Below are 26,540 nucleotides of genomic sequence, written 5' to 3' on the forward strand. Positions count from 1 at the left end.
CGCATACGTTCCCGGAGAGATTTGAACCGGAAGCGAGAAAGCGAGAACTGATGAAACGCACAAAGGCGGGTCTTGCGCTGGCAGCGGCCGCGATGACCGGTCTGGCGCTCAGTGGCTGCGGCACCGATGACAACAATGCCAGCCCGGCCGGGACCGGCACCGCCGCGGGCAAAGCCGACTCCGCCGAGTGCGCCGGCAAGAACACGCTGACCGCCGAGGGATCAACTGCCCAGCAGAACGCGATCGCCGTGTTCAACCAGGTGTGGGGCAAACAGTGCTCGGGCAAGAACCTGTCCTACAACCCGACCGGGTCGGGCGCGGGCCGTGAACAGTTCATCGCCGGACACGTCGACTTCGCCGGTTCGGACTCGCCGCTGAGCGAAGCGCAGGTCGCCGAGGCGGCCGACCGGTGCGGCCAGAACCCGGCATGGCATCTGCCGCTGGTGTTCGGGCCGGTCAGCATCGCCTACCACCTCGACGGGGTGGAGAACCTGGTTCTCAACGGTGACGTGCTGGCCCGGATCTTCAGCGGCGCCATCACCAGCTGGAACGACCCCGCGCTGGTGGCCCTGAACCCGGGAGTGGAACTGCCGGCGATCGCCATCACGCCGATCTACCGCTCGGACTCCTCTGGCACTACCGACAACTTCCAGAAGTACCTCAGCGCCGCAGCGCCCCAGACCTGGACCAAGGGTGAAGGCAGCGAATTCCAGGGCGGCGTCGGCGAGGGCGCGCAGAAGTCGGCCGGTGTCGTACAGGCGGTGCAGAGCACTCCTGGTGCCGTCGGTTACGTCGAGAAGGGCTTCGCCGACCAGGCCAACCTTCGGTCGGCGATGCTCGACTCGGGCTCCGGTGTGGTCGCCGCAACCGACGAATCGGCCGGTATCGCGATCCAGTCGGCCGGATTCGTCTCCGGGGACAGCAACGACATGCGGCTGGACCTGAGGTCGCTTTACGGCACCAAGCAGGCCGCCGCCTACCCGCTAGTCTTGGTGACCTATGAGATCGTCTGCTCCAAGGGCTACGACCCCGACACGTCGGCGGCCGTGAAGTCCTTCCTCAAGACGGCTTCCACCAGCGGCCAGGACGAATTGTCTTCCGCCGGTTACGTCCGGCTGCCGGACCAGTTGAAACGGCGCTTGAGTGCCGCCATCGACGCGATCCAGTAGCCGCCGTGCCGCAAGCGATGAGGGGGTGTCAAGCATCGCCGACTCGTCTGTGTCCGTGCCTGAATCGACCCCGTCGGTGACCCCGACGGCGGTGCGTTCCACCGGAAGCCGCCTGCAAGATCGGCTGTTCCGTCTGGTCGCGGAAGGCTCCGGGGTGCTGATCATCGTCTTGATCAGTGCCGTCGGAGGCTTCCTACTGCTGCGGGCGATACCGGCGTTGCAGCGCAACCAGGAGAACTTCTTCACCTACGGCGGCAGTTGGGTCACCACCAACACCTCCGCCATGCACTTCGGCATCGCCGAAATGTTGCAGGTGACGGTGTTCGTCTCGGTGTTCGCGCTGTTGCTGGCCATGCCGGTTGCGCTGGGCGTCGCGATTTATCTCGCCGAATACGCGCCCCGGCGGCTCGTGGGGCTCTTGGGCTACCTGGTCGAACTGTTGGCCGCTGTGCCCTCGATCATCTATGGAGCGTGGGGCTTGTATGTGCTGGCCCCGCAGTTGCGCGGCACCGCGCTATGGCTCAACGAACATCTCGGTGGCTTCTTCCTGTTCGCCGACGGCAACGCGTCGGTGGCCGGCGGCGGCACCATCTTCACCGGCGGAATCGTGCTGGCGGTGATGATTCTGCCGATCATCACCGCGGTCACCCGCGAGGTGCTGGCGCAGACGCCCCGTGGCCAGGTCGAGGCCGCCCTGGCGCTGGGTGCGACCCGCTGGGAGGTGGTCAAGATGGTGATGCTGCCGTTCGGTCGCTCCGGCTACATCAGCGCCGCGATGCTGGGCTTAGGCCGCGCGCTCGGTGAGACGGTTGCGTTGCTGATCATCCTGCGCTCCACCCAGAAGGCGTTCAACTGGTCGCTGTTCGACGGCGGCTCCACCTTCGCCACCAAGATCGCCGCCACCGCATCGGAATTCAACGATCAGTACAAGGCGGGCGCCTACATCGCAGCCGGTCTGGTGCTGTTCGTCCTGACGCTTATCGTCAACGCGCTGGCGCGCATGGCGATCACCCAGAAGGTGCAGTCATGACCGCGTTGCTGGAGCGGCCCGTCAAGCTGCGCACGTTTGCCGGTGTCGGCCTGCGCCGCCGGGTGGCCAATTCGATTGCGACGGTGCTGGTCACCTCCGCGATGGCCTTGGCGTTGGTGCCCCTGGTATGGGTGATGTACTCGGTATTCGACTTCGGTTTCGGCGCCGTCAGTACCAGTGCCTGGTGGACCCACTCGCAGGCCGGCATGACGGCGTTCGTGGCCGGCGGCGGTGCCTACCATGCGATTATCGGCACCTTGCTGCAAGGACTGCTGTGTGCGGCCATCTCGATCCCGATCGGGATCTTCGTCGCGATCTATCTCGTCGAATACGGTGCCGGTACCCGACTGGGCAAGCTCGCAACCTTCATGGTCGACATCCTCACCGGAGTGCCGTCGATCGTCGCAGCACTGTTCGTCTACGCGCTGTGGGTGGCCACCTTGGGATTTCACCGCTCCGGCTTCGCGGTGTCGCTGTCGTTGGTGTTGCTGATGGTGCCGGTGATCGTGCGAGCCACCGAGGAGATGCTGCGGATCATTCCGATGGACCTGCGCGAAGCCAGCTACGCGCTGGGCGCGCCGAAGTGGAAGACCATCACCAGCATCGTGATTCCGACCGCGTTGTCCGGCATCGTCACCGGCATTCTGTTGGCGCTGGCCCGGGTGATGGGCGAGACTGCGCCGCTGTTGATCCTGGTCGGCTATTCGCAGGCGATCAATTTCGATATGTTCCACGGCTTCATGGGGTCGCTGCCGGGAATGATGTATGACCAGACGTCGGCCGGGGCGGGTACCAGCGCAGTTCCCACGGATCGGCTCTGGGGCGCTGCGCTGACGCTCATCCTGCTGATCGCGATACTCAATGTCGCGGCCAGGTTCGGGGCGCGCATCTTCGCTCCCAAGAAGTTCTAGATCAGTCTCGACAACCAACCGCGTGGCGGTGGGCGAACAAGGAGAGCTGCACGGTGGCTAAAAGGTTGGATCTCACCGACCTCAACATCTATTACGGGTCGTTTCACGCGGTGGCCGACGTGTCGCTGTCGGTCGCGCCGCGAAGTGTCACCGCGTTCATCGGACCGTCCGGTTGCGGCAAATCGACCGTGCTGCGCACGCTCAACCGGATGCACGAGACCACTCCTGGGGCTCGAATCGAGGGCTCGGTGCTGCTCGACGGCGAGAACATCTACCGTCCCGGCATCGACCCGGTGGGCGTTCGCCAAGCTGTCGGCATGGTATTTCAGCGCCCGAATCCCTTCCCCACCATGTCCATTCGCGACAATGTGGTGGCAGGTCTCAAGCTGCAAGGAATCCGCAACCGTCGAACGCTCGACGAAACCGCGGAGTTCTCTCTGCGCGGGGCGAACTTGTGGAACGAGGTCAAGGACCGGTTGGACAAGCCTGGCGGCGGGCTCTCCGGGGGTCAGCAGCAGCGGTTGTGCATCGCGCGAGCCATTGCGGTGCAGCCCGACGTTTTGTTGATGGATGAGCCCTGCTCGGCGTTGGATCCGATCTCGACGATGGCCATCGAGGAGCTGATCTCGCAGCTCAAGCAGGACTACACCATCGTCATCGTCACGCACAATATGCAGCAGGCGGCGCGGGTGAGCGATCAGACGGCGTTCTTCAACCTGGCCGATGTCGGAAAACCCGGCCGGCTGATCGAGATCGACGGCACCGAAAAGATCTTCTCCAACCCCAGTTTCAAGGAAACCGAAGACTACATCTCCGGCCGCTTCGGCTAGCGGCGATCGCTAGCGCGGTGTACATCGGCGGAGCCGGTGCTTTCCTCCAAATTGCAGGACTCAAGAACGTGGCTAGGCTGGCGCGCAGATCGTTGCTCCAAGAAGGTCTAGGCCGGCGAACATTCAGGCCGGGACAGGTTGAGTTGAGTGAGGAGAAGGCTGCCAGTGGCCAAAAGGTTGGACCTGAGCGACGTCAACATCTATTACGGGTCGTTTCACGCGGTTGCCGAGGTGACGTTGTCGGTACCGCCGCGCAGCGTCACCGCGTTCATCGGGCCATCGGGCTGCGGCAAGTCGACCGTGCTGCGCACCCTCAATCGGATGCACGAGGTCATCCAGGGGGCGCGGGTCGAGGGTTCGGTACTGCTGGACGGCGAGGACATCTACCACCCTGGCATCGACCCCGTGGGGGTACGTAAGGCGATCGGGATGGTGTTTCAGCGTCCAAACCCGTTTCCCACCATGTCGATCCGTGACAACGTCGTCGCCGGGCTGACGCTGCAAGGGGTACGCAATCGCAAGTTGCTCGACGAGACCGTCGAGCAGTCGTTGCGCGGGGCGAACTTGTGGAACGAGGTCAAGGACCGGTTGGACAAGCCTGGCGGCGGGCTCTCCGGGGGTCAGCAGCAGCGGTTGTGCATCGCGCGAGCCATTGCGGTGCAGCCCGACGTTTTGTTGATGGATGAGCCCTGCTCGGCGTTGGATCCGATCTCGACGATGGCTATCGAGGAGCTGATCTCGCAGCTCAAGCAGGACTACACCATCGTCATCGTCACGCACAATATGCAGCAGGCGGCGCGGGTGAGCGATCAGACGGCGTTCTTCAACCTGGAGGCCGTCGGTAAACCCGGCCGGTTGGTCGAGATCGACGACACCGNGGTCAGCAGCAGCGGTTGTGCATCGCGCGAGCCATTGCGGTGCAGCCCGACGTTTTGTTGATGGATGAGCCCTGCTCGGCGTTGGATCCGATCTCGACGATGGCTATCGAGGAGCTGATCTCGCAGCTCAAGCAGGACTACACCATCGTCATCGTCACGCACAATATGCAGCAGGCGGCGCGGGTGAGCGATCAGACGGCGTTCTTCAACCTGGAGGCCGTCGGTAAACCCGGCCGGTTGGTCGAGATCGACGACACCGAGAAAATTTTCTCTAATCCGCGACTTAAGGAAACCGAGGACTACATCTCGGGCCGCTTTGGCTGACTTATTACCGGGTTCGGCTACCGTGTGGTTTCCACGCTGACCCGCCGAAGGAGCGCCGTTGAGGATCAACCGATTCGGTATCGCCTCGAGTCTGCTGGCGGTCGTACTGCTGATGGTAGTGGCCTGCGGCGGGGGCGAATCGTCGTCGGCCTCGCGTTCGGGCTCCTCAGCGGTGCAGTGCGGCGGCAAGCAGAAACTGACCGCGAGCGGTTCGACGGCCCAGGCGCACGCGATCGAACAGTTCGTCTATGCCTACATCCGGGCCTGCCCGGACTACACGCTGGACTATCGGGCTAACGGATCTGGTAACGGCATCGCCGAATTCGCTAGTGGGCAAACAGAATTGGCCGGGTCTGACTCGCCGCTGGATCCGTCGAACGGTGAGCCGCAGCGGGTGGCGGCGCGGTGCGGCTCGACACCCTGGCACCTGCCGACGGTCTTCGGTCCGATTGCCGTGACCTACAACATCGGCGGCGTCAACGAACTCGATCTGGACGGGCCCACGGTGGCCAAGATCTTCAACGGCACCATCACCAAATGGGATGACCCTGCGCTGAAAGCTCTCAACAAGGACGCGGCGTTGCCTGCCGAGCCCATTCACGTGGTGTTCCGCAGCGATGACTCCGGCACTACGGACAATTTTCAGAAGTACCTCGACGTCGCCTCCGACGGCGCCTGGGGCCGCGGTGTGGGCAAGGCCTTCAACGGTGGTACCGGCATCGGCGCGGCCGGCAACGACGGCACCTCGGCGATGTTGCGAAGCACCGAGGGGTCGATCACCTACAACGAGTGGTCCTATGCGGTGGGGCGCGAGCTCAACATGGCCCAGATCGTCACGTCGGCGGGCCCGCAACCGGTGACCATCTCTGTCGACTCGGTGGATAAGACTATCGCCGGAGCCAAGTTCAGCGGTACCGGAAACGATCTGGTGGTGGATACCTCGTCGTTCTACAAACCGACCGTGGCGGGCGCCTACCCGATCGTGCTGGTGACCTACGAAATCGTCTGCTCCAAATACCCCGACCCGGCGACCGCGCAAGCGGTCAAGGCGTTTATGCAAGCGGCGATCGGGGACGGGCAGCAGGATCTGGACCAGTACGGCTATATTCCGTTGCCGCCGGAATTCACCTCAAAATTGAAGACGGCAGTCGACGCTATTTCCTGATCGTCGAGATCTGCGGCGATCCATTTTCACTGGTAACCTTTGATTAATCTTCTGTTCACCGCAACAGTTGATCGCTTGATGCCAATCGTGACCGGGTGAATGGAGCGTCGTGAACAATAGCGGACCGGTTTCGCAGGTGGGTTCCCAATTCGGTCCCTACCGGTTGCTTCGGCTGCTGGGGCAGGGTGGCATGGGTGAGGTCTATGAGGCCGAGGACACCCGCAAGCACCGATCGGTAGCACTGAAACTGATCGCCCCCGTGCTGTCGGGCAATCCGGCATTCCGAACCCGGATGCAGCGCGAGGCCGACGCGGCGGGCCGACTGACCGAGCCGCATGTGGTGCCCATCCACGACTACGGCGAGATCGACGGTCAGATGTTCGTCGAGATGCGGCTGATCGACGGCCATGACCTCGGCATGGAGTTGCAGCGCTCCGGCCCGCTGGCCCCGGCGCGAGCGGTGGCGGTGATCGAACAGGTGGCCGCAGCCCTGGACGCCGCACACGCCGGCGGAATCACCCATCGCGACATCAAGCCGGCGAACATCCTGCTCACCCGGGATGATTTCGCCTATCTGGTCGACTTCGGTATTGCCCGCGCCGCGGCAGATCCCGGCCTGACCCAGACCGGGATGGCGCTGGGCACCTACAACTACATGGCACCGGAGCGGTTCAGTGGCGCCGAGGTCGACTACCGTGCCGACATTTACTCGCTGGCCTGTGTGCTGAGCGAGTGTCTGAGCGGTCAGCCGCCGTACCGGACCGAGACCATTGAACGACTGATCGCCTCACATCTGATGGAACCCGCCCCGCGGCCCAGTCAGCTGCGGCCGGGCCGGGTGCCGATCGGATTGGACCAGGTGATCGCCAGGGGAATGGCGAAGAACCCGCGGGAGCGATACAGCAGCGCCGGCGACCTGGCACGTGCCGCACACGATGCGCTGACCACCGCACAGCAGCATCAGGCCGCGATGATCGTGCAGCAGGGTGGTGTGGCTACCCGAATGGCCAGCGCCGTCGGCGCCTCCACCAACGGCGAAGCGAGCTCGCCGGCCTTCGGGTACCGGCAACAGTCGGTCGGCTACGAACACCGCGCCTACGAACCGAACTCTTACGACCAGCCGCACGACCAGACTCAGGTGCGGCCCGCCCTCACCGGTTGGCGGGACCGACCGGCGCAGCAGTCCGCGGCTGCCGCACCGGCATTTGCCGCCGAGACAACGAACCGCGGCGACCGCCGATGGCTGGTGCCGGCCGCGGCAGCCGCGGCGCTGTTGCTGGCAGTCGGTGTGGGCGGCTACGTGGTGACCCACCGCTCGGAGACATCTCCCGGGGCAACGGCGTCGGCGAGCGGGCAGAGCGTGCTGCCCATGGACGGCCTGAGCTTCCGGCTCTCCCCGGGCGGGTTGGCGCTGGACAGTAGCGGAAACGTCTACGTCACCAACCAGAGCATGTACGGCCGGGTGGTGAAGCTGGAACCGGGATCGCACACCCCGGTGATGCTGCCGTTCACCGGGCTCTACGAACCGCAAGGTGTAGCCGTCGACCGGGCCGGAGCGGTGTACGTCACCGACTTCAACAATCGGGTGGTGAAGCTGGACCCGGATTCCCACGTCCAGTCCGAGCTGCCGTTCACCGGGCTGAACTACCCGGAAGGTTTGGTGGTGGACAAGGACGGCAGCGTCTACGTCGCCGACCGGGGTAACAACCGGGTGGTCAAGCTGCCGGCCGGGGCCGACACCCAGGTGGTGCTGCCGTTCGCCGGGCTGCACAACCCCGACGACGTGGCTGTCGACTCCGCCGGCAACGTTTACGTCGCCGACACCGACAACGATCGGGTGGTGCGGCTCGCCGCCGGATCCAATACCCAGAGCGTGCTCCCGTTCACCGGTCTCGACGCCCCCTGGGGCGTCACCGTCGACGGGGCCGGCAACGTCTTCGTCACCAACCACGACAGCCACACCGTGGTGAAGCTGGCCGCCGGGGCCAATACCCAGACGAAGCTACCGTTCACCGGCCTGAACACCCCGCTGCAGGTCGTGGTTGGTCCGGACGGCACCCTTTACGTCGCCGACCGGGGCAACAACCGGGTGGTGAAACTGGTCGGCAACACCGAACCGCGGGGCTGAACCGCCGGTCCCAGCTTCGGCTCTCCTTCGTCGAGCCTCGCTGAACCGCGGAATTGATGCGGCGGTTCCAGCTTCGGCTCTCCTTCGTCGAGCCTCGCTGAACCGCGGAATTGATGCGGCGGTCCCAGCTTCGGCTCTCCTTCGTCGAGCCTCGCTGAACCGCCGGTCAGCGGTCGTGGACCGAGGTGAGCCGAGTCGCCACGGCTGCCACGATCGCGCTGATGCCGACCAGGATGATCAGCGTCAGCGCCGCACCCCAGACTCGGGCAGCCCCGGCCGCCTCCGGGTTCCCCAGCTCGGAGTAGATCAGCAGCGGCAGCGAGGACATGNAAACCACCGCCTGACAACCCAATCCAGCACCAGGCCTGTTGAGCATCAAGCACTATGAAAAATCGAGGCTAGCGCGCGCCCCAGGCCCAGCATCGCCGCGGCGATCACGCCGCTGCGGCCGTAGGGCAGCACCGCCATGCGGACCACCTCCCAACGAGTGGCTCCCAGGGCCTGGGCGGCTTCGATATGAGCGAAGGGGGTCTGCCGGAACACCTCCCGCGAGACCGAGGTGATGATCGGCAGGATCATGACCGCCAGCACGATTCCCGCGGTGAAGATGGTGCCGCCGCCGGCCAGCGACACGTTGCCCTTGTGGAATAGGAACAGCCAGCCCAAGTGACTTCGCAGGAATCGCATGATCGGCACCAGCATCGGCGCCAGCACGAAGATCCCCCAGAGGCCGAAGATGATGGACGGCACCGCTGCCAACAGGTCGATCACCACGGCAAACGGCCGGGTCAGCCGTCGGGGCGCGTACTGGGTGAGGAAGACCGCAATACCGATCGAGATCGGCACCGCCAGTGTCAACGCGAAGACCGAGCTCAACACCGTGACCATCAGCAGATCCCGGATGCCGAACGACAGGTGGTCTGGATCGTTGGTGCGGAACTCCGGACTGGTGAAGAAGTTCGCGTTGTTCGCGAGCAACGACGGGAAAGCGCGCACCAGCAGGAAGATCGCAATCAGCGCGATCGCCACCACCACTGTCGATCCGGCCGAGACGGCGGCCGCCCGGAACAACCGCTCGCCTCTCGGCGAACGGTTGTTCATCAGCGGCGCCGATGGATTCCCGGGTGTCACGAGATGGCGTCGACCGCGGACGCCAGGCGAGCCTTGAAAGCCTCGGGGATCGGCACGTAGCCGTTGTCGGCCAGACCGCTCTGGCCCGCGCCGATGGTGGACTTCAGGAACAACCGCACCGCCGTGCCGACCTCAGCATCCGGGTACTTCGAGCACACCACCTCGTAGGTGGCGAGCACGATCGGGTAGGAGCCCGTCTGAGTCGGCTGGTAGAACGACGCGGTGTCGAGCACCAGGTCGTTGCCTTGGCCCTTGATGGTGGCACCGGCGATGGTCTTGCCGACCGACTCGGTGCTGATCGCGACCGGGTCGGGGCCGGCGGAAGTGACGATCTGAGCGGTCGGCAGATTCTTGGCCTGGGCGAAGGACCATTCGTTGTAGGTGATCGCTCCCTCGGTGGCCGCGATGGCTCCGGCCGTGCCGTCGTTGCCCTTGGCTCCTTCGCCGACGCCGCCGTTGAACGTCTTTCCGGCGCCCTTGCCCCAGGCCCCACCGGAGGCGGCATCCAGGTACTGCTGGAAGTTGTCGGTGGTCCCGGACTCGTCACTACGGAACACCACGTGGATCGGCTCGGCGGGCAGCTTGGCCGTCGGGTTGAGCGCCTTGATCGCCGGGTCATCCCAGCTGGTGATGGTTCCGTTGAAGATCTTCGCGGCGGTCGGCCCGTCCAGGATCAGATTGTCGACCCCGTCGAGGTTGTAGGTGATCGCGATCGGGCCGAACACCACCGGCAGGTTCCATGCCGGGGATGCGCAGCGCTGCTGCGCCTGGGCGTAATCGTCGGCGTCCAGCGGGACGTCGGAGCCGGCGAAGTCAGTCTGGCCGCCGACGAACTCCCGGATGCCGGCGCCCGATCCGTTGGCGGTGTAGTTGACGGTGTGGTTCGAACACTCGTCGATGAACGCCTTGACGAACCGGGCCATCGCATTCCCGGTTCGTCAAGGCGTTCATCGACGAGTGTTCGAACCACACCGTCAACTATCCGCTGGCCTTCAGCGTTTCCGCGCCGCCGCAGTTTCCGCCGGCGCCCGCCGAGCTCGAGGTGGTCTTCTCGGCGGTGTCGGAGTTCTTGTCGCTGCCGCACCCGGATAACACCAACGCGCCGGTCGCCATAATGCCCAGTGTCGCGCCAATTCTGTTCAGTTTCACATTGCCCTTTCGCAGACAAATTAGGGTGATGACCGCGGGTGGCGATATCACCGAATCAACCCGGCCGATAATTCGGCAGCGATCACGTGCGATCCGGGTCACTTCTCTATTTAATGCGGTGAACTGAGGTTGCGGTAGGGTGAACGGCCATGATCTAACGGTGGAATTCTGGTGGAATTCTGATGATGCCGATATGGACCGGCTAAATGCCAGATGACAGGTCGGTCGGCCCGGCCCGTATGCTTCGCGAAGTGGTCGAACCGTCCGTCGCGCAGCTGCGCACGCTCCTTGACGAGCTGACCGTTCGGGACGCGGCCTACTTCGGGCGGCGGCTGAAGGACCTGCGCGGCGGAAAGCCCGAGCAGCTGCGAAAGCTGGCCGAGCGGATGGGCGAGGCGCAAGCACTGGTTGCCGCACGGCGCGCCGCGGTGCCGGACGTTCGCTATCCCGACCTGCCGGTCAGCGGCCGCCGCGACGAGATCGCCGCGGCGATCAGGGACCACCAGGTCGTGGTGGTGGCCGGCGAGACCGGTTCCGGTAAGACCACCCAGCTGCCCAAGATCTGCCTGGAGCTCGGCCGCGGCATCCGCGGCACCATCGGTCATACCCAGCCGCGGCGGCTAGCTGCCCGCACCGTTGCTCAACGCATCGCCGACGAATTGGCCAGCCCGCTAGGCGATGTCGTCGGGTATGCGGTCCGGTTCACCGATCGGGTGTCCGATCGGACCCTGATCAAACTGATGACCGACGGCATCCTGCTCGCCGAGCTCGAACGGGACCGTCGGCTGCTGCGCTACGACACGCTGATCATCGACGAGGCCCACGAACGCAGCCTCAACATCGACTTCCTGCTCGGCTACCTGCGGGAGTTGTTGCCGCGCCGCCCTGACCTGAAGGTGATCATCACCTCGGCCACCATCGAACCCCAGCGCTTTGCAGCCCACTTCGGCGGCGGAGTCGGCGCGCCGATCATCGAGGTGTCCGGCCGCAGCTACCCGGTGGAAATCCGGTATCGCCCGCTGGAGTTGCCGGTCGGCTCGGATGCGAGAGATGACCCGGATGACCCGGATCGCGAGATCATCCGGACCGAGACCCGCGATGAGATCGAGGCGATCGTCGACGCGGTGCACGAGCTGTCCGCAGAACCGCCCGGCGATATCTTGGTGTTCCTGTCCGGCGAGCGCGAGATTCGCGACACCGCAGAAGCTCTCGGCGGGCTGCTCAATACCGAGATTCTGCCGCTGTATGCGCGGCTGTCCACTGCCGAACAGCAGAAGGTGTTCACCCGGGCGCGCGCCGGTCGGCGGATTGTGCTGGCCACCAACGTGGCTGAGACATCGCTGACGGTTCCGGGCATCCGCTATGTGATCGACCCGGGCAACGCGCGTATCTCCCGCTACAGTCGCCGGCTCAAGGTTCAGCGGCTGCCGATCGAACCCATCTCGCAGGCCTCCGCCGCGCAGCGCAGCGGCAGGTGCGGCCGCACCGCGCCCGGGGTATGCATCCGGCTCTACAGCGAAGTCGACTTCGACACCCGACCGCGCTACACCGACCCCGAGGTGCTGCGCACCAACTTGGCCGCAGTGCTGCTGCGGATGGCGTCGCTGCGGCTGGGTGCGGTGGAAGACTTCGGCTTCCTCGACCCGCCCGATTCGCGCAGTATCCGCGACGGGGTCGCGCTGCTGGTCGAGCTGGGCGCGTTCACCGCGCAGGGCACCATCACCGATGTCGGCCGCCGGCTGGCCCGGCTGCCGGTGGACCCGCGGATGGGCCGGATGATCCTGGCTGCCGAGACCGAGGGCTGTGTGCGCGAGATGCTGGTGCTCGCCGCCGCCCTGACCATTCCCGACCCCAGGGAGCGGCCGGTCGATCGGGAGGAGGCGGCCCGGGCCAAGCATGCCCGGTTCGTCGACGACGATTCCGACTTCACCGCCTACCTCAACCTGTGGTCGTATCTGTCAGAGCAGCGGAAATCTCTGAGTGGCAGTGCGTTTCGCCGAATGTGTCGTAACGAGTTCCTGCACTATCTGCGGATCCGGGAATGGCAGGACCTGGTGGGGCAGCTGCGCAGCATCGCAGCCGATATCGGCATCCGGGAATCCGGCGAGCCGGCCCAACCGGCAGCCATCCACGCTGCGCTGCTGGCCGGGTTGTTGTCGCACGTCGGGATGCGACGCGAAGACAGCCGGGAGTTCGCCGGCGCACGCAACTCGAAATTCGTGCTGGCACCCGGTTCGGCGTTGGCCAAACGGCCGCCACGCTGGGCGATGGTGGCCGAGCTGGTGGAGACCAGCCGGCTGTTCGGGCGTACCGCTGCGCGCATCCAACCGGAAGCCGTCGAGCGGGTCGCGGCAGATTTGGTGCAGCGCAGCTACAGCGAACCGCACTGGGACGCCAAGCGCGGCGAGGTGATGGCCTTCGAAAAGGTAACGCTCTACGGACTTCCACTGGTGGCGCGCCGCAGGGTCGGCTACGCCCGGGTGGAGCCGGCCGTGGCCCGCGACCTGGTCCGACTGGGTGAGTCGGCACCGGTTTTTGGCCGACAACGCGGCGCTGCGCAGGCAACTGCAGGAGCTGGAGGACAGAGTCCGGCGTCGCGATCTGATCGTCGACGACGACACCGTCTACGACCTATACGACACAAGGATTCCCGCCGAGGTGGTCTCGGCGCGGCACTTCGACGGCTGGTGGAAGAAGCAACAGAAGGCCACGCCCGACCTGCTGACCTTCACCCGCGACGAGCTGCTGCGGACCGCGGAGACACTCGGTGCCGACCGGCCGGACAGTTGGGCGACCGCGGATCTCGCCTTGCCGCTGACCTACCGCTTCGAGCCGGGAGCCGCCGACGACGGGGTCACCGTCCACGTGCCGATCGATGTGCTGGCGCGCCTGGGCGGCGACGAGTTCACCTGGCAAGTGCCGGCGCTGCGTGAAGAACTGATCACTGCGCTGATCCGTTCTCTGCCAAAAGATCTGCGACGCAACTTCGTCCCGGCCCCCGACACTGCTCGCGCGGTGCTGTCGGCAATCGGGCCGGAAGGGGAGCCGTTGCTGGAGACGCTGGTTCGCGAACTGCGCCGCCGCACCGGCGTGCTGGTTCCGATCGATGCCTTCGACCTGAGCAAGCTACCGGCGCACCTGCGGGTCACCTTCGCGGTGGAGGCCGCCGACGGCACCGAGGTGGCACGCGGCAAAGACCTGGGCGTCTTGCAGGAACGACTGGCGGCGTCGGCCCGCGAGGCCGTCGCCGATGTGGTCGGCGCGGAACTGGAGCGCAGCGGGCTGCGCAGCTGGCCGGAAGACCTGGACACGCTGCCGCGGGCCGTGCAGCGGATGGTGGCCGGACGCGCCGTTCGTGGCTTCCCGGCTTTCGTCGATGCCGGCGCCACCGCGCAGCTGCGGGTGTTCTCCACCGAGGCGCAGCAGCGGTCCGCGCTCGGCCCTGGGATCCGCCGACTGCTGCGCTGCGACATTCCTTCGCCGGTCAAAGCGGTGGAGCGTCAGCTGGATTCGCAGACGCGGCTGATGCTCAAGGCGAACCCGAACGGGACGTTGGCGGCGCTCATCGACGACTGCGCCGACGCCGCGACCGATGCGTTGGCGCCGGCACCGGTGTGGACCCGCGACGAGTACGTCGCGCTGCGCAGCCGGGTAGCCGCCGCGCTGGTGCCCACCACCGCTGAGGTGGTGACGCGAGTTGCCCAGGTACTGGCCGCGGCCCGGGACACTCAACTGGCGCTGCCGGCGCAGCCGCCGGCCGGCCAGGCCGAAGCGATCGCCGATATCGTCGGCCAGCTGGACGCGCTGCTGGCACCCGGATTCGTCACCGCCACCGGGCGGGCCCATCTGGCCGACCTCACCCGCTACCTCACTGCCGCTCGTCGCCGGGTGGAGCAGCTGCCCCGTGCGCTGCAGGCCGACCGGGAACGGATGACCCGAGTTCGGGCGGTGCAGGACGCCTACCAGGACCTTTTGGCGGCCCTGCCGACGGCGCGCCATCGCGACAACGACGTGCGTGACATCGCCCGCCAGATCCAAGAGCTACGGGTGAGTCTGTGGGCTCAGCAGCTGGGCACCCCGCGCCCAGTCAGCGAACAGCGCATCTACCGGGCGATCGACGCACTACTCGCCTGACGGCAGGGTGTGCTCGTCGGGGAACTTGCCGGTGGCCTGGAAGATCACCCGACGAGCGACCTCGACCGCGTGGTCGGCGAACCGCTCGTAGAACCGGCCCAGCAGCGTCACGTCCACGGCGGCGGCCACTCCGTGCCGCCACTCCTTGTCCATCAGCACCGAGAACAGATGCCGGTGCAAGTCGTCCATCGCGTCGTCTTCTTCGCGGATCCGGGCGGCCTTCTCCGGGTCGCGCGACAACAGCACTTCTTGCGCACTGTTGCCCAACTCGACTGCAAGCCTGCCCATTTCAGCGAAGTACCCGTTGACCTCTTCGGGCAGTGCGTGTTGCGGATGGCGACGACGGGTGATCTTGGCGACGTGCAGTGCCAACGCGCCCATCCGGTCGATGTCTGCCACCATCTGAATGGAGCTGACGATGGCGCGCAGATCCCCGGCGACCGGGGCCTGCAACGCCAGCAGCACGAAGGAGCTTTCCTCGGCGCGGGTACTCATCGCGGCGATCTTCTCGTGATCGGTGATCACCTGCTCGGCCAGCATCAAGTCGGCTTGCAGCAGGGCCTGAGTGGCGCGTTCCATTGCTGCCCCGGCCAAGCCGCACATCGTGCCGAGCTGTTCGGCCAGATCCGAGAGTTGCTCGTGGTACGCGGTTCGCATGCCCTCAAGACTAACCGTGGACCGCGATTCTCGCGGGTTGGGCAGGGAGCGGGTGCTACTCGCAGGTGGTGTCGGCGGCGTTGGTGACGGTCAGATCGTCGGGCAGTTCGGTCGGCTCGACGCTGGTGCCGCGGGTGAGTTGCACGCTGACCTGCGAGCCGCTGGCCGCGGGTTTGGTCACGGCACGGAAGTCCGACCCCAGGACAACGCGCACGATGCTGCCCAGTCCGCTGACCCGCTCGATAGGTGCGCCCGACAGCGCCGAGGACACCGTGGCGGCGGCCTGCTCGTTTCCGGGGGAGTACAACACTTTGGTGGACTTGACGGTGCCGGGGTAGTCGTCGGCGTTGTCGACGTTGAAGCCCCACTGCTGCAGGCCTGCGGAGGTGGCGCCGGCCAGGCCGGACTGCTCGGTGGCGTTGGACACCCGCACCGTGACATCGGCGGGGGAGGTCGTCACCGCGTGCACTTGCTCGCTGAGCGGCTTGGCCGCCGGGCTGGCCGGTGATCCGGGCAGGGCAGTGGACGGGGTTGTGGGGCTGGCTGCCGCCGTGGTCGGGACCGAGGTCGCGTTGTGGTCGTTCTCGCCGGGCAGGGGGTCGTCGTTGATGATGGCGTCGAACAGTGCCCGCACGTCGTCCATCCGGGGGACCTCGTCACCGTTCTCATCGGTCTCACTGGTCGGCACCGTGACGAAGGTGATGTGCCCGGCGGCGACCTTCTGCAACGACTGGCCGAGGTTCACCAGGTCTTTGGTAGTGACGTTGTCCACCGAGCTGTCGCCGATGAACATGTTGACCACGTTGTTGAGCTTGGTCGGTGAGAAGAAGGTGTTGGTGGAGATCAACGAACGCAGCAGCGACGACAAGAACAGCTGCTGGCGTTTGATGCGGCCGTAGTCGCCGTTGTCCTCGGTGGTGACGTGACGGGCCCGCACGTAGTTCAGCGCAGTCCCGCCGTTGACTCGCTGGCGCCCGGTGTCCTCCAGGACGCTGCCCAGCACAAGGTCGTACAACGGGCTGGGGGTGCACACCTCGACGCCGCCCAGCGCGTCGACCATCTTGCCGAATCCGACGAAGTCGACGGCCATGAACCGGTTGATCGCCAGGCCGGACAGTTTCTGGATCTCCTTGACCAGACACTTCGGCCCGCCAAAGGCGTAGGTCGAGTTCAGCTTCGTCTCGGTGTAGACGACGTCGTCGCTGTAGGTTCCGGTTTCCTCGTCGTAGATCGGGCCGTAGGCGCCGGTCACGGAGTTCCACACCTCGCACTGGATCGGAGTGATCGCCAGGTCGCGCGGGAACGACACCACCACTACGCGTTTACGATTCGCCGGGATGTTGACCAGCATGATGGTGTCGGAGCGGGCGCCGTCGGCGTCATCGGTGCTGCCGGCACCGATCTCGCTGTTGGCACCGGCTCGGGTGTCCGCACCGACGATCAGGAAGTTCTCGTCACCGTACTGGCCGGCCGCATCGAGAATGTCGTGCGAGTTGGGGTCCAGCGCACTGACGTGGTTGAGGCTGCGGTTTTTCGACGCACTCCACTGCCAGGCCGACCCGGTCAGCACCAGCGCCAGAATCGCCATCATGGCGGCGACCGCCCGGCCCGCGAGCTTCGCCCGGTGGTGGGGTGCGTGCGGGACCGGTTCGGGGTCCGTTGGGCCGGTATGGCGAGGCGGGTCGATCCGCGCCGGCGGCATGTCCGGTGGTTCAGCGAGGCTCGACGGAGGAGAGGCGAAGCTGGGGCCGCCGTACAGACCCGGTGGTTCAGCGAGGCTCGACGGAGGAGAGGCGAAGCTGGGGCCGCCGTACAGACCCGGTGGTTCAGCGAGGCTCGACGGAGGAGAGGCGAAGCTGGGGCCGCCGTACAGACCCGGTGGTTCAGCGAGGCTCGACGGAGGAGAGGCGAAGCTGGGGCCGCCGTAGAGACCCGGCAGCTCGGTAGTGGGTGCCCACTCGTCTTGGTCTGGGGCGTCTTGGTCTGGGGCGACGGCCGGAAGGAGTGACGTGCCGTGAATACGGTCGAGGTCGGGCACTTCCGACGGGTAGGCCACTTCGGCGATGTCGGGTATCTCGGATGCTTCTGAAGGTACGGGGGAGTCCGGGACGGTGCGGTGCTGGTTGCGCCCGCTGGACGGCGGGGCGTCGGCGTTGACCCTGGCGATTAGTTCAGCAACGCTCACCGAGCCGTTGCCACCGTGGCGCCGCGACCCGCGCCGGCGGGGGATGGGGTCCTCCGAGGACGGGTTCTTCCAGCGTTCCCAGGGTGCGGGGCCGGACGGCGTCATCGTCATCAGCTGATGGTCGCCGTCGTCCTGGCCCTCCGGTGCCCAACGGCCAGGAGTGGCGTAATCGCCGTCACTCATGTCCTCAGGGGCCTCCGAGTCCTTGGTACGGGCGCGCGTCCATCGCACGTCGGCGCGGTGTGGATGATCGGCATTGGTCTCCGCGCCTGCGTCTGCCCTCGCAGGGGCAATCCCTGCCTGGGGTAATAAGGTACTTAGTCTACTGAGAACTTTCCAGACACGCGATGTCGACAAAGTCTCATTTCAGCCACCTGAGTGCATAATGTCCGCCCCGGTTGGCACCGCACAGTCGTCGGGGTCGTCCAACCACCCTTCGGGCAGGGTGACCTTGGCCGGAGATCCCTGGCGTCCGCGAGGGCCGGTGGCAGCCGCGGGGAAGGGGATCGATCCGTCCAGCTGCGTCAGCAATTCGTCGAGCTCGGCCAGCGTGTTCACCATCGCCAGCTCGCGCCGCAGGTCGGAACCGGCGGGGAACCCGTGCAGGTACCAGGCCACGTGCTTGCGGATCTCGCGCATGCCCTTGTCCTCGCCGAAATGCTGGGCCAGCAGCTCGCCGTGGCGGCGGATGATGTCGGCGACTTCGCCCAGCGTGGGAGGCGTGGGGGCGGGCCGGCCCGCGAAAGCCGTCGAGAGCTCGCCAAACAACCACGGGCGCCCCAGGCAGCCGCGGCCGATCACCACACCGTCGCATCCGGTGGCTGCCATCATGGCCAAGGCATCGCCGGCCTCGAAGATGTCGCCGTTGCCCAGAACCGGAATCGAACGGACCTGCGCCTTGAGCGCCGCGATCTGCTCCCAGTCGGCGGTGCCGGAGTAGCGCTGCGATGCGGTCCGGGCGTGCAGGGCCACCGCCGCGGCACCTTCGGCCTCGGCGATGCGCCCGGCGTCCAGATGGGTGTGGGTGGCGTCGTCGATGCCGATCCGGAATTTCACGGTCACGGGAATGTCGGTGCCGGCCGTGCCGCGCACTGCTGCGGCGACGATGTTGCCGAACAGCCGGCGCTTGTAGGGCAGTGCCGACCCGCCGCCGAGGCGGGTCACCTTGGGCACCGGACAGCCGAAATTCATGTCGATGTGGTCGGCGAGACCTTCATCGGCGATCATCTTCGCCGCGGCGTAGGTGGTGTCTGGGTCGACGGTGTAGAGCTGAAGCGAGCGCGGTGACTCGTCCGGCGCGAACGTCGTCATGTGCAGGGTGGCGGGGTGCCGTTCGACGAGCGCGCGTGCGGTCACCATCTCGCAGACGTAGAGCCCGCTGACCGTTCCGGCCCGGGATTGTTCCAGCTCGCGGCAGAGCGTGCGGAATGCGACGTTGGTGACGCCGGCCATCGGGGCCAGCACCACGGGGCTGGCGAGCTGAAGCGAACCGATCCGCAGCGCGGGCCGCGCCGCCGCCAGACCTACGACGCTGATGGCTCCAGCACCTTCTTGGCGGCGCGCTTCTCGGCCATCTTGGCCTCCCGCTCGAGCCGGCGTTGCTTGGCCAGCTCGAATTTCGCGCAGGTGTCGTCCAACTCGGCGACGATCTTGCCGATCTCCTCCTGGTAGCGAGCCGCTTCGCCGGTGAAGGAGCGTTCGAGGATGCCCCACTTCTTCAGCACCGGCATCACCACGTCGTCGCGGTGGATCATCGGGTCGTAGACACCGCCGACCGCGATGATCACGGCCTTGCGGCGGAATTCCGGGACGACGAATCCGGGCATCTGGAAGTTGGCCAGCACCCGGTGCAGCGAGCGCATCGCCTGTTCGGGCGCGAGGTCGAAGCCGACGGCGCTGATGTCGCGGTAGAAGATCATGTGCAGGTTCTCGTCGTGCGAGATCCGCGCCAGCAGCTGGTCGGCGATGGGGTCGTTGCAGGCCTGGCCGGTGTTGCGGTGCGAGATCCGGGTGGCCAGCTCCTGGAAGCTGACATAGATGACCGAGTCGAACAGGCTCTCGGCGAACAGGTCGTCTTGGACCTGGTGGTTCTGGCCCGGGCTGAAACCGCGGTTGACGGTCTCCATCCGCAGCGTCTCCAGTTCGATGGGGTCGCAGTTGCGGGTGACCACCAGGTAGTCGCGCAGGGCGATACCGTGGCGGTTCTCCTCTGCGGTCCAGCGGTTGACCCAGGTGCCCCAGGGGGCGTCCATGGTGAAGTTCATCGCGATCTCGCGGTGATATGAGGGCAGGTTGTCCTCGGTCAGCAGGTTCTGCACCATCGCGGTACGGGCGACCTCGGACAGTTTCGACTGCTCAGGATGCCAATCCTGCCCGCCGAGCGCGTAGTAGTTCTTGCCGTCCGACCAAGGGATGTAGTCGTGGGGGTTCCAGTCCTTGGCCATGGAGAAGTGTCGGTTGATGAGTTTCTCCACGACAGGCTCGAGCTCGTGCAGCAACTCCACGTCGGACCATTCCCGCGTCATGCCAGCTCCCCAGATATCTGTGTCGACTAGTTGCAGGCAATATATCTGTGTCGGTCGGTAGCATCAAGTTTTTCACGGTGCGTGTTCGGGTGGTTGTCCCCGTCCGGTCCTACCGTTGGGCCCGTGCGCTGAGCAGCATGTCGACGCAGAAATCAATGAATTGGGCGCGGCTGGCCGTGAGCTGGCCGTTCAGATAGGCGGCGAACAGGGTGGTCAGGGCGCCGATCAGCCCGGTCGCCACCATCTGCTGGACAGCCGGTTCGCCGATTCGGGTGAGGGTGTTCTGCAGCATCACGATGAAGTCCGGCATCCATCTCGCTCCGGCGCGATACAGGATCGGTTCACTCTCCGGGGCGAGTAACAGAACCCGGCCGCGGGCCGGGTCGTCGACCATCATCGTGACGAAGCATTCCACCGCATCGCGAGGGTCGTGGGCCGACAGCAATGTCGCCAACGCGCGCGTGCATACGTCGTCGTATATCTCGCGCACGAATTCGTCGCGGTCGGTGAAGCTCTCGTAGAAGTAGCGTTCGGTCAGCCCAGTCGCGCGGCAGACCGACCGGATGGTCAGCGTGGGACCGTTTGCGTCGCCAAGAAGCTGTACGCCGGCGGTGATGAATTCGTCGCGGCGCAGGGCCTGACGCTCGGCCAGTGGGACCCCCGACCAGCGGCCCCGGCGTTGACCGGACGGCACACCATCCTCTAAGGCTTTTCTTGGCAACATAAGCAGTCAATATGCCCGCCGTCGATGTGAATGTCCATCAAGGCGCGGCTCGTAGTCGAAGGAGTGTTGTGATGCGCGAATACACCCAGTTCTACATCGACGGCCGGTGGGTGAACCCGGCCGAAGCGAAGATGCTCGACGTCGACAACCCGGCCACCGAAAAGGTCTGCGGGAAGATCGCGCTCGGTACCGCGGCAGACGTCGACCTCGCGGTGGCCGCAGCCCGGCGCGCCTTTGGCCGCTGGTCGCAGAGCAGCCGCGCGGAGCGGCTGGATCTGCTGCAGGCGATCCTCGCCGAGTACCAACGGCGCAGCGGCGACCTGGCCGACGCGGTGAGCGAGGAGATGGGGGCGCCGCCCAGCCTGGCCGCCGGAGTCCAGGTCAACCTCGGGGCCGGTCATCTCGTCACCGCGATCGATGCGCTGAAGAACTTCTCGTTCAGCGAGCAGCGTGGAGACACCCTGGTCGAACGCGACCCGATCGGGGTATGCGGGCTCATCACACCGTGGAACTGGCCGCTGAACCAGATCGCGGTGAAGGTCTACCCGGCGTTGTCCACCGGCTGCACCATGGTGCTGAAGCCCTCTGAGGTCGCGCCGTTCTCGGCCTACATCTTTACCGAGATCATGGCCGCCGCGGGCGTCCCGGCCGGCGTGTACAACATGGTCAACGGCGACGGACCAGGGGTGGGCGTGGCGCTGTCGCGGCACCCGGACGTCGACATGGTGTCGTTCACCGGCTCCACCCGCGCCGGCGTCGCGGTGGCAGAGAACGCAGCGCCGACCGTGAAGCGGGTGACCCAGGAGCTGGGTGGCAAGAGCGCCAACATCGTGCTCGACGACGACGCATTCGTCGACAGCGTCACCGCCGGGGTGTCGACCATGATGGTCAACTCCGGGCAGAGCTGTAACGCGCCGTCCCGGATGCTGGTGCCGAACTCGCGGATGGACGAGGCCATCGCGATCGCTCATGCGGTCGCCGAACAGGTGAAGGTCGGCGACCCCGCCGATCCGAAGGCGATCGGCCCGGTGGCGTCAGCGGCGCAGTTCGCCAAGGTGCAGGGCCTGATCGAGCAGGGCATCGCCGAGGGTGCCACGGTGGCTGCCGGCGGCGCCGGCCGGCCGGCCGGGCTCGACACCGGCTACTTCGGTCCGGTGCTGTGCATCCTCGGCTACGACGATCTCGACGAGGCCGTCGAGATCGCCAACGACACGGAGTACGGTCTGGCCGGCTATGTCTCGGGCGCCGACATCGACGCTGCGCGGGCAATTGCCCGCCGGATCCGGGCCGGCTGGGTCGCGATCAACCACGCCTTCGACCTGAACGCACCGTTCGGCGGCTACAAGCGCAGCGGCAACGGCCGCGAATGGAGCGACGCCGGATTCCACGAATACCTGGAGACCAAGAGCACTTTGGGCTACGGGGTCGGCGTCGCCGGCTGAGAGCCGCTGGCCGGTGCTTATTCGTAGGGCACGGCGTTGTCGTGATGGAGGCCTAACGAGCCCTTGCGGACGAAGCCGGCGCGGCGCCACGCCGTGCCGGCTTGGTGTTCTTCTCGATCAGCCGCTCGGCTTGATCGAGGATGCAGTTGAGACCGTATTCGAAGTTGGCATCGTCGGCTGCGCCGACTCGACGACCCTGCTTGGTGATCGCCGCCAGCAGCGGGGTCGCTACTGGGTCGATAACGGGAGCCTCGTCGAAATCGGACGTCCCCCGGGCATCCGATAGCCGGGTCTTCTCGTAGAGGCGCTGCAGGACCACCGACCCACGGGTGTGCACCGAGACCGTCGAATAGGTGTCGAAGGCGTCCTGAGGCGAAAGGCCGGCCTCCACCAGGCTGGCGATCGCGCGCTCCACTTCCTGGGCGCTGCGGCGTGCGGTCCGCGGACTCAATGCGGCCCGAATCAGGATGAGGTCGCACAGGATCGGGTTCTCCAGAAACGTCGCTCGCATGCTGTGTGCGTGATTGCTGAGCGTGCGGCGCCAGTCTGTGGCCTCCACGTACGGGGTGGCGAAGGTGTACTGGCTCAGGGCCCGGGTGGCCATCGCATTGAGAAGGTCATCCTTCTTGCGGAAGTACCAGTAGATGCTCGTCACGCCGACGCCGAGCTGCTTGCCGAGCAATGGCATGCTCAGGTTGTCGACCCCGATCTGTTGGGCGAGTTCGAACGCGCCCTCGATGATGTCATCGGGGTTGATCGATCCACGTTCGCGCCGCTGCCGTTTCTGGGCGACTGGCTGCTTTGCCACTGCGGGAAGTTCCTTTCTGGCCTGACGACCGGCTCATCGCCGTCGAAGCTACCTGCATCTTTTGGCGTCGGTTCGTTGACGTCTCACTGCCGTAAAGATCACGGTAAGGCGCCCCTAAGTATGTGCGCGACCGGTGCTGCGCGGTTGGGCGCCGGCTAACGCGACTGCTAGGTTTGCCAGCGTCGACTATTCGACGTAAGTTTCGAAAATATGACGGCAGCGGCAGGTGGGGGTGGCGCGGTTCGTGCGGTCTCTTCGCCGCCGACCGAGCGCGTGATCCGGATCCTGGAGCTGCTGGCCGCCGACCCGGAACGGCATTTCTCCCTCTCGGAGATCTCGCACACCTTGGGCATCAGCCACGGCACTTGCCACGCAATCCTCGCGACCTTGGCCAACCGGCAATGGCTGGTGCGGGACCGGCATTCGGGCGGCTATTGCTGGGGGCCGGCTCTAGCCGCGTTGGCCCGCCCGGTCAACCGGAAGGCATTCCGGCCGGAGTTGCAGCGGCTCTTCGACACGGTCGGCCGACAGGTGATCCTCGGTGTTCGCCAGGGCACGACGGTGGTGGTGACCGATTCGGTCGGTGAGTCGATCGTCGGGCTGCGGCTGGGCGCCGGATTCCGGATCCCGCTGGTGGCGCCGTTTGGCCGTGAGTTCCTCGCCGGGGCCGGCGAGCAGGTCAAGAAGGAATGGCTCTCCGGGCTGGGCGCGCCGTCTCCGCGGCTGCGGTGCCGGCTGGCTGCCGTACTCGACGAGGTCGGTCGGCGCGGCTACGCGATCGACCGGATGAGCCGCGAATATGTCCGGGTGTACTCGGCGTTGCAGGCGCTGGCCGCCGACGGCGAGCCCGATGAGATCACCGCCCGGGTGGCCACGGCCTTCGCCGATCTCACCGAGGTCGATTACCTGCCCGACGAGCTCGGTGGTACCGAGCGGCATCCGATCGCCAGTGTCTCGGCACCGGTCCGCGACATCGACGGGGCGGTCGCGATGTCGGTGGGAGTTGCCCCGTTCACCGCCCTGACCGCCACGGAGGTCGCCGATCTCGGTGCGGCCGTGCGAGAGACCGCCGCGCGTATCCAATCCCAGTGGACCGCGCGTGGAGAACATGAGGAGAGCTCGTGAGCGTGACGCTCAGCGCCGAACAACGTCAGCTCGGTGAGTCGTTGCGACAGTTCGCCGGCCGGCACGCACCCATGGCCGACACCCGCAAGGCCTTCGACGCGCTGGCGGCCGGGGAACTGCCGGCATGGTGGGACGACCTGGTAGTCAACGGATTTCACGCGATTCACCTGCCCGAACAGTACGGCGGACAGGGCGGAGGGTTGCTCGACGTCGCCGCGGTCTTGGAGGCCGCGGGAACGGTGTCCCTGCCGGGGCCGCTGCTGCCGACGGTGACCGCCGGCGCGGTCGGTCTGCTCGCCGAGGCCATGCCGGCGCGGGAGGAATATCTGCGTGCCCTTGCCGGCGGTGCACCGGCGGCCGTCGTGCTTGCCGGGCAGTCGGATTTCGTCGCGCAACGAGCAGGCGACGGCTGGCTGATCAGCGGCGCCTCGGAGGTTGTCGCGGGGGCCTGTTCGGCCCGGCTCGCGCTGATCTGTGCCCGCTGCGACGACGGGACCGATCTCTGGACCGTGGTCGACACAGCCCGAGCGGTGATCCAGCCGGTGGCCGGCACCGACCTGCTCACCGACCTAGCCACGATCACCCTGGCGAACCACCGGGCGAGCCCCCGCGACGTCCTGGCCGGGATCGACCCCGAGCGTGCGGAGTACCTCGCCGTGGGTCTGGCCGCAGCGGTATGCGCCGGCATCGCCGGGTGGTGCGTCGAGGCGGCCACCGCCCACCTGCACACCCGGGAACAGTTCGGCGTCCGGATCGGCACCTTTCAGGCATTGCAGCACCAAGCGGCCATGTTGCTGGTCAACGCCGAATTAGCCTGCGCCGCAGCCTGGGACGCACTGCGAGCCGTCACGGACTCCGTGGAGCAGCATCGCATCGCCGCCGCCACCGCGGCGCTGACGGCGGTCACACCGTGTCCGGACACCGTGTTCGACACCTTGACGATGTTCGGCGCCATCGGGTTCACCTGGGAGCACGATCTGCACCTGTATTGGCGCCGCGCCACCAGCATCGCCGCGTCGATCGGCGCGGCCACCGACTGGGCTCGTCGACTCGGTGAGCTGACCGTCGCGCGGTCGCGGGACTTCGCCGTCGATCTCGGCGGCGCGGAAGCCGAGTTCCGGGCAGGTGTCGCCGCGACTCTCGACGCCGCCCAACAGTTGGTCAACGACGGCCCGGGACGCCAAGGCGACTACCCGCACTTCGAAACGGGCCCGCAACGGACGCTGATCGCCGACGCTGGACTGATCGCCCCGCAGTGGCCCCCGCCGTGGGGACTGGATGCCTCCCCATTGCAGCAGCTGATCATCATCGAGGAGTTCGCCAAACGACCCGGGCTGGTTCGGCCGTCACTGGGCATCGCCGAATGGATCCTGCCGTCGCTGGTACGCGCCGCACCGGATGCGCTGCAGCGGCGGCTGATTCCGCCGACACAGCGCGGCGAACTCGCCTGGTGCCAACTGTTTTCCGAGCCGGGGGCCGGCTCCGACCTGGCGTCGTTGGCCACCCGCGCCGTCAAGGTCGATGGCGGATGGCGCATCAACGGTCACAAGATCTGGACCTCGGCGGCGCAGCGCGCCGACTACGGCGCACTGCTGGCCCGTACCGACCCCGCGGTGGCCAAACATCGCGGGATCGGCTACTTCATCGTGGACATGCGCTCGCCGGGCATCGAAGTCCAGCCGATCGTGATGGCCACCGGGGCAGCCGAATTCAACGAAGTGTTCCTCACCGACGTCTTCGTGCCCGACGAGATGCTGCTGGGGGAGCCCACCGAAGGCTGGCAGTTGGCGATCGCCACCATGGCCGAGGAGCGCACCGCCATCAGTGGATACGTCGAGAACGACCGGGCTGTGGCGCTGCGGGCCATCGCCGCGGTCCCGGGCGGATCGCGCGATGACGCACTGCGGGCGCTGGGAGAACTCGACGCGTACGCCAACGCAATCAGGGCGCTCGGTGTACGCGAGACCATCCGGCTGCTCGATGGCGAGGGCCTCGGAGCGTCATCGAGCATCGCGAAAGTGGCGATGAACGTGCTGCTGCGCCGCACCTTCCACGCGACATTGGCGACCGTCGGGCGACTGGCGATGGTCGCCGACTCCGATCCGGCCGTCGTCGAGCCGTATCTGCTGTCTCCGGCCGAGCTGATTGGCGGCGGTACCAAGGAAATTCAGCTGAACATCATCGCCCAGATGATTCTTGGCCTGCCCCGCAAATAGGATGAAGGA

Annotated in this window: 17 protein-coding genes and 4 pseudogenes; 12 read left to right on the forward strand and 9 right to left on the reverse strand. The window is 66.3% G+C overall.

All coding sequences use genetic code 11. The features are described 5' to 3' along the window. Positions 1 to 50: 50 nt before the first annotated feature. From pstS (BN4346_RS29550) to BN4346_RS29585, 8 genes and pseudogenes are all read left to right on the forward strand, one after another. Positions 51 to 1,169, forward strand: a complete 1,119-nt coding sequence (gene pstS / locus BN4346_RS29550; protein WP_067969680.1) for a phosphate ABC transporter substrate-binding protein PstS — start codon at positions 51 to 53, stop codon at positions 1,167 to 1,169. 49 nt (positions 1,170 to 1,218) lie between these two features. Next, a complete protein-coding gene (gene pstC / locus BN4346_RS29555; protein WP_407695064.1) occupies positions 1,219 to 2,199 on the forward strand; it encodes a phosphate ABC transporter permease subunit PstC in 981 nt (326 codons plus the stop codon). Beyond that, a complete protein-coding gene (gene pstA, locus BN4346_RS29560) occupies positions 2,196 to 3,110 on the forward strand; it encodes a phosphate ABC transporter permease PstA (protein WP_067969687.1) in 915 nt (304 codons plus the stop codon). Before pstC (BN4346_RS29555) ends, pstA begins: the two co-directional genes overlap by 4 nt. A gap of 53 nt (positions 3,111 to 3,163) precedes the next feature. After that, positions 3,164 to 3,940 carry a phosphate ABC transporter ATP-binding protein PstB gene (gene pstB / locus BN4346_RS29565; RefSeq protein ID WP_067969692.1) on the forward strand — a complete coding sequence of 259 codons (777 nt, stop codon included), beginning with the start codon at positions 3,164 to 3,166 and terminating at the stop codon, positions 3,938 to 3,940. A gap of 165 nt (positions 3,941 to 4,105) precedes the next feature. After that, positions 4,106 to 4,879, forward strand: a complete 774-nt coding sequence (gene pstB, locus BN4346_RS29570) for a phosphate ABC transporter ATP-binding protein PstB (RefSeq protein ID WP_067969695.1) — start codon at positions 4,106 to 4,108, stop codon at positions 4,877 to 4,879. Further along, positions 4,819 to 5,142, forward strand: a pseudogene (locus tag BN4346_RS29575) (phosphate ABC transporter ATP-binding protein); the annotation flags it as partial. The gene pstB (BN4346_RS29570) and the pseudogene BN4346_RS29575, both read left to right, overlap by 61 nt. Before the next feature lie 58 nt (positions 5,143 to 5,200). After that, positions 5,201 to 6,307 carry a phosphate ABC transporter substrate-binding protein PstS gene (gene pstS / locus BN4346_RS29580; protein WP_067969698.1) on the forward strand — a complete coding sequence of 369 codons (1,107 nt, stop codon included), beginning with the start codon at positions 5,201 to 5,203 and terminating at the stop codon, positions 6,305 to 6,307. 109 nt (positions 6,308 to 6,416) lie between these two features. Then, positions 6,417 to 8,435 (forward strand): serine/threonine-protein kinase PknD, encoded by a 2,019-nt coding sequence (locus BN4346_RS29585; protein WP_067969700.1) that lies wholly within the window; start codon positions 6,417 to 6,419, stop codon positions 8,433 to 8,435. A gap of 166 nt (positions 8,436 to 8,601) precedes the next feature. On the opposite strand, the gene BN4346_RS47570 is transcribed toward BN4346_RS29585, so the two are convergent. From BN4346_RS47570 to pstS (BN4346_RS29600), 3 genes and pseudogenes are all read right to left on the reverse strand, one after another. Further along, positions 8,602 to 8,763, reverse strand: a complete 162-nt coding sequence (locus tag BN4346_RS47570; protein ID WP_154677553.1) for a hypothetical protein — start codon at positions 8,761 to 8,763, stop codon at positions 8,602 to 8,604. A gap of 71 nt (positions 8,764 to 8,834) precedes the next feature. Next, positions 8,835 to 9,536: pseudogene (gene pstC, locus BN4346_RS29595) on the reverse strand (phosphate ABC transporter permease subunit PstC); the annotation flags it as partial. Positions 9,537 to 9,562: 26 nt separating this feature from the next. After that, positions 9,563 to 10,715 (reverse strand): annotated as a pseudogene (pstS, locus tag BN4346_RS29600) (phosphate ABC transporter substrate-binding protein PstS). 239 nt (positions 10,716 to 10,954) lie between these two features. On the opposite strand from pstS (BN4346_RS29600), the pseudogene hrpA reads away from it, so the two are divergent. Beyond that, positions 10,955 to 14,849: pseudogene (hrpA, locus tag BN4346_RS29605) on the forward strand (ATP-dependent RNA helicase HrpA). Here the strand turns inward: hrpA and phoU are convergent. From phoU to BN4346_RS29630, 5 genes are all read right to left on the reverse strand, one after another. Next, positions 14,838 to 15,506 (reverse strand): phosphate signaling complex protein PhoU, encoded by a 669-nt coding sequence (gene phoU, locus BN4346_RS29610; protein WP_067969702.1) that lies wholly within the window; start codon positions 15,504 to 15,506, stop codon positions 14,838 to 14,840. The pseudogene hrpA and the gene phoU overlap by 12 nt on opposite strands. A 55-nt stretch (positions 15,507 to 15,561) precedes the next feature. Continuing rightward, positions 15,562 to 17,874, reverse strand: a complete 2,313-nt coding sequence (locus tag BN4346_RS29615) for an LCP family protein (protein WP_078058485.1) — start codon at positions 17,872 to 17,874, stop codon at positions 15,562 to 15,564. A 183-nt stretch (positions 17,875 to 18,057) separates the two neighbouring features. Next, positions 18,058 to 19,227: a tRNA dihydrouridine synthase DusB gene (gene dusB, locus BN4346_RS29620; RefSeq protein WP_268811491.1), complete on the reverse strand. Its 1,170-nt coding sequence runs from the start codon at positions 19,225 to 19,227 to the stop codon at positions 18,058 to 18,060. Then, positions 19,215 to 20,216 carry an acyl-ACP desaturase gene (locus BN4346_RS29625; protein ID WP_067969705.1) on the reverse strand — a complete coding sequence of 334 codons (1,002 nt, stop codon included), beginning with the start codon at positions 20,214 to 20,216 and terminating at the stop codon, positions 19,215 to 19,217. The genes dusB and BN4346_RS29625 overlap by 13 nt, the downstream gene beginning before the upstream one ends. A 109-nt stretch (positions 20,217 to 20,325) precedes the next feature. Further along, entirely contained in the window at positions 20,326 to 20,910 is a 585-nt protein-coding gene (locus BN4346_RS29630) for a TetR/AcrR family transcriptional regulator (RefSeq protein ID WP_067969708.1), read from the reverse strand. A gap of 101 nt (positions 20,911 to 21,011) precedes the next feature. Between BN4346_RS29630 and BN4346_RS29635 the strand changes: the two genes are divergently transcribed. Further along, the gene (locus tag BN4346_RS29635; RefSeq protein WP_067969711.1) at positions 21,012 to 22,382 is read left to right on the forward strand and encodes an aldehyde dehydrogenase family protein; all 1,371 of its coding nucleotides are present in this window, start codon (positions 21,012 to 21,014) and stop codon (positions 22,380 to 22,382) included. 52 nt (positions 22,383 to 22,434) lie between these two features. On the opposite strand, the gene BN4346_RS29640 is transcribed toward BN4346_RS29635, so the two are convergent. After that, entirely contained in the window at positions 22,435 to 23,190 is a 756-nt protein-coding gene (locus BN4346_RS29640) for a TetR/AcrR family transcriptional regulator (protein WP_067969714.1), read from the reverse strand. A gap of 210 nt (positions 23,191 to 23,400) precedes the next feature. On the opposite strand from BN4346_RS29640, the gene BN4346_RS29645 reads away from it, so the two are divergent. Together BN4346_RS29645 and BN4346_RS29650 are read left to right on the forward strand one after the other, a co-directional pair. Beyond that, positions 23,401 to 24,315: an IclR family transcriptional regulator gene (locus tag BN4346_RS29645; RefSeq protein WP_067969716.1), complete on the forward strand. Its 915-nt coding sequence runs from the start codon at positions 23,401 to 23,403 to the stop codon at positions 24,313 to 24,315. Then, entirely contained in the window at positions 24,312 to 26,531 is a 2,220-nt protein-coding gene (locus tag BN4346_RS29650; protein WP_067969719.1) for an acyl-CoA dehydrogenase, read from the forward strand. The genes BN4346_RS29645 and BN4346_RS29650 overlap by 4 nt, the downstream gene beginning before the upstream one ends. The last annotated feature ends 9 nt before the right edge of the window (positions 26,532 to 26,540 follow it).

Source organism: Mycolicibacter icosiumassiliensis, from assembly GCF_900078685.2.
In the GTDB taxonomy this organism is placed as follows: Bacteria; Actinomycetota; Actinomycetes; order Mycobacteriales; family Mycobacteriaceae; genus Mycobacterium; species Mycobacterium icosiumassiliensis.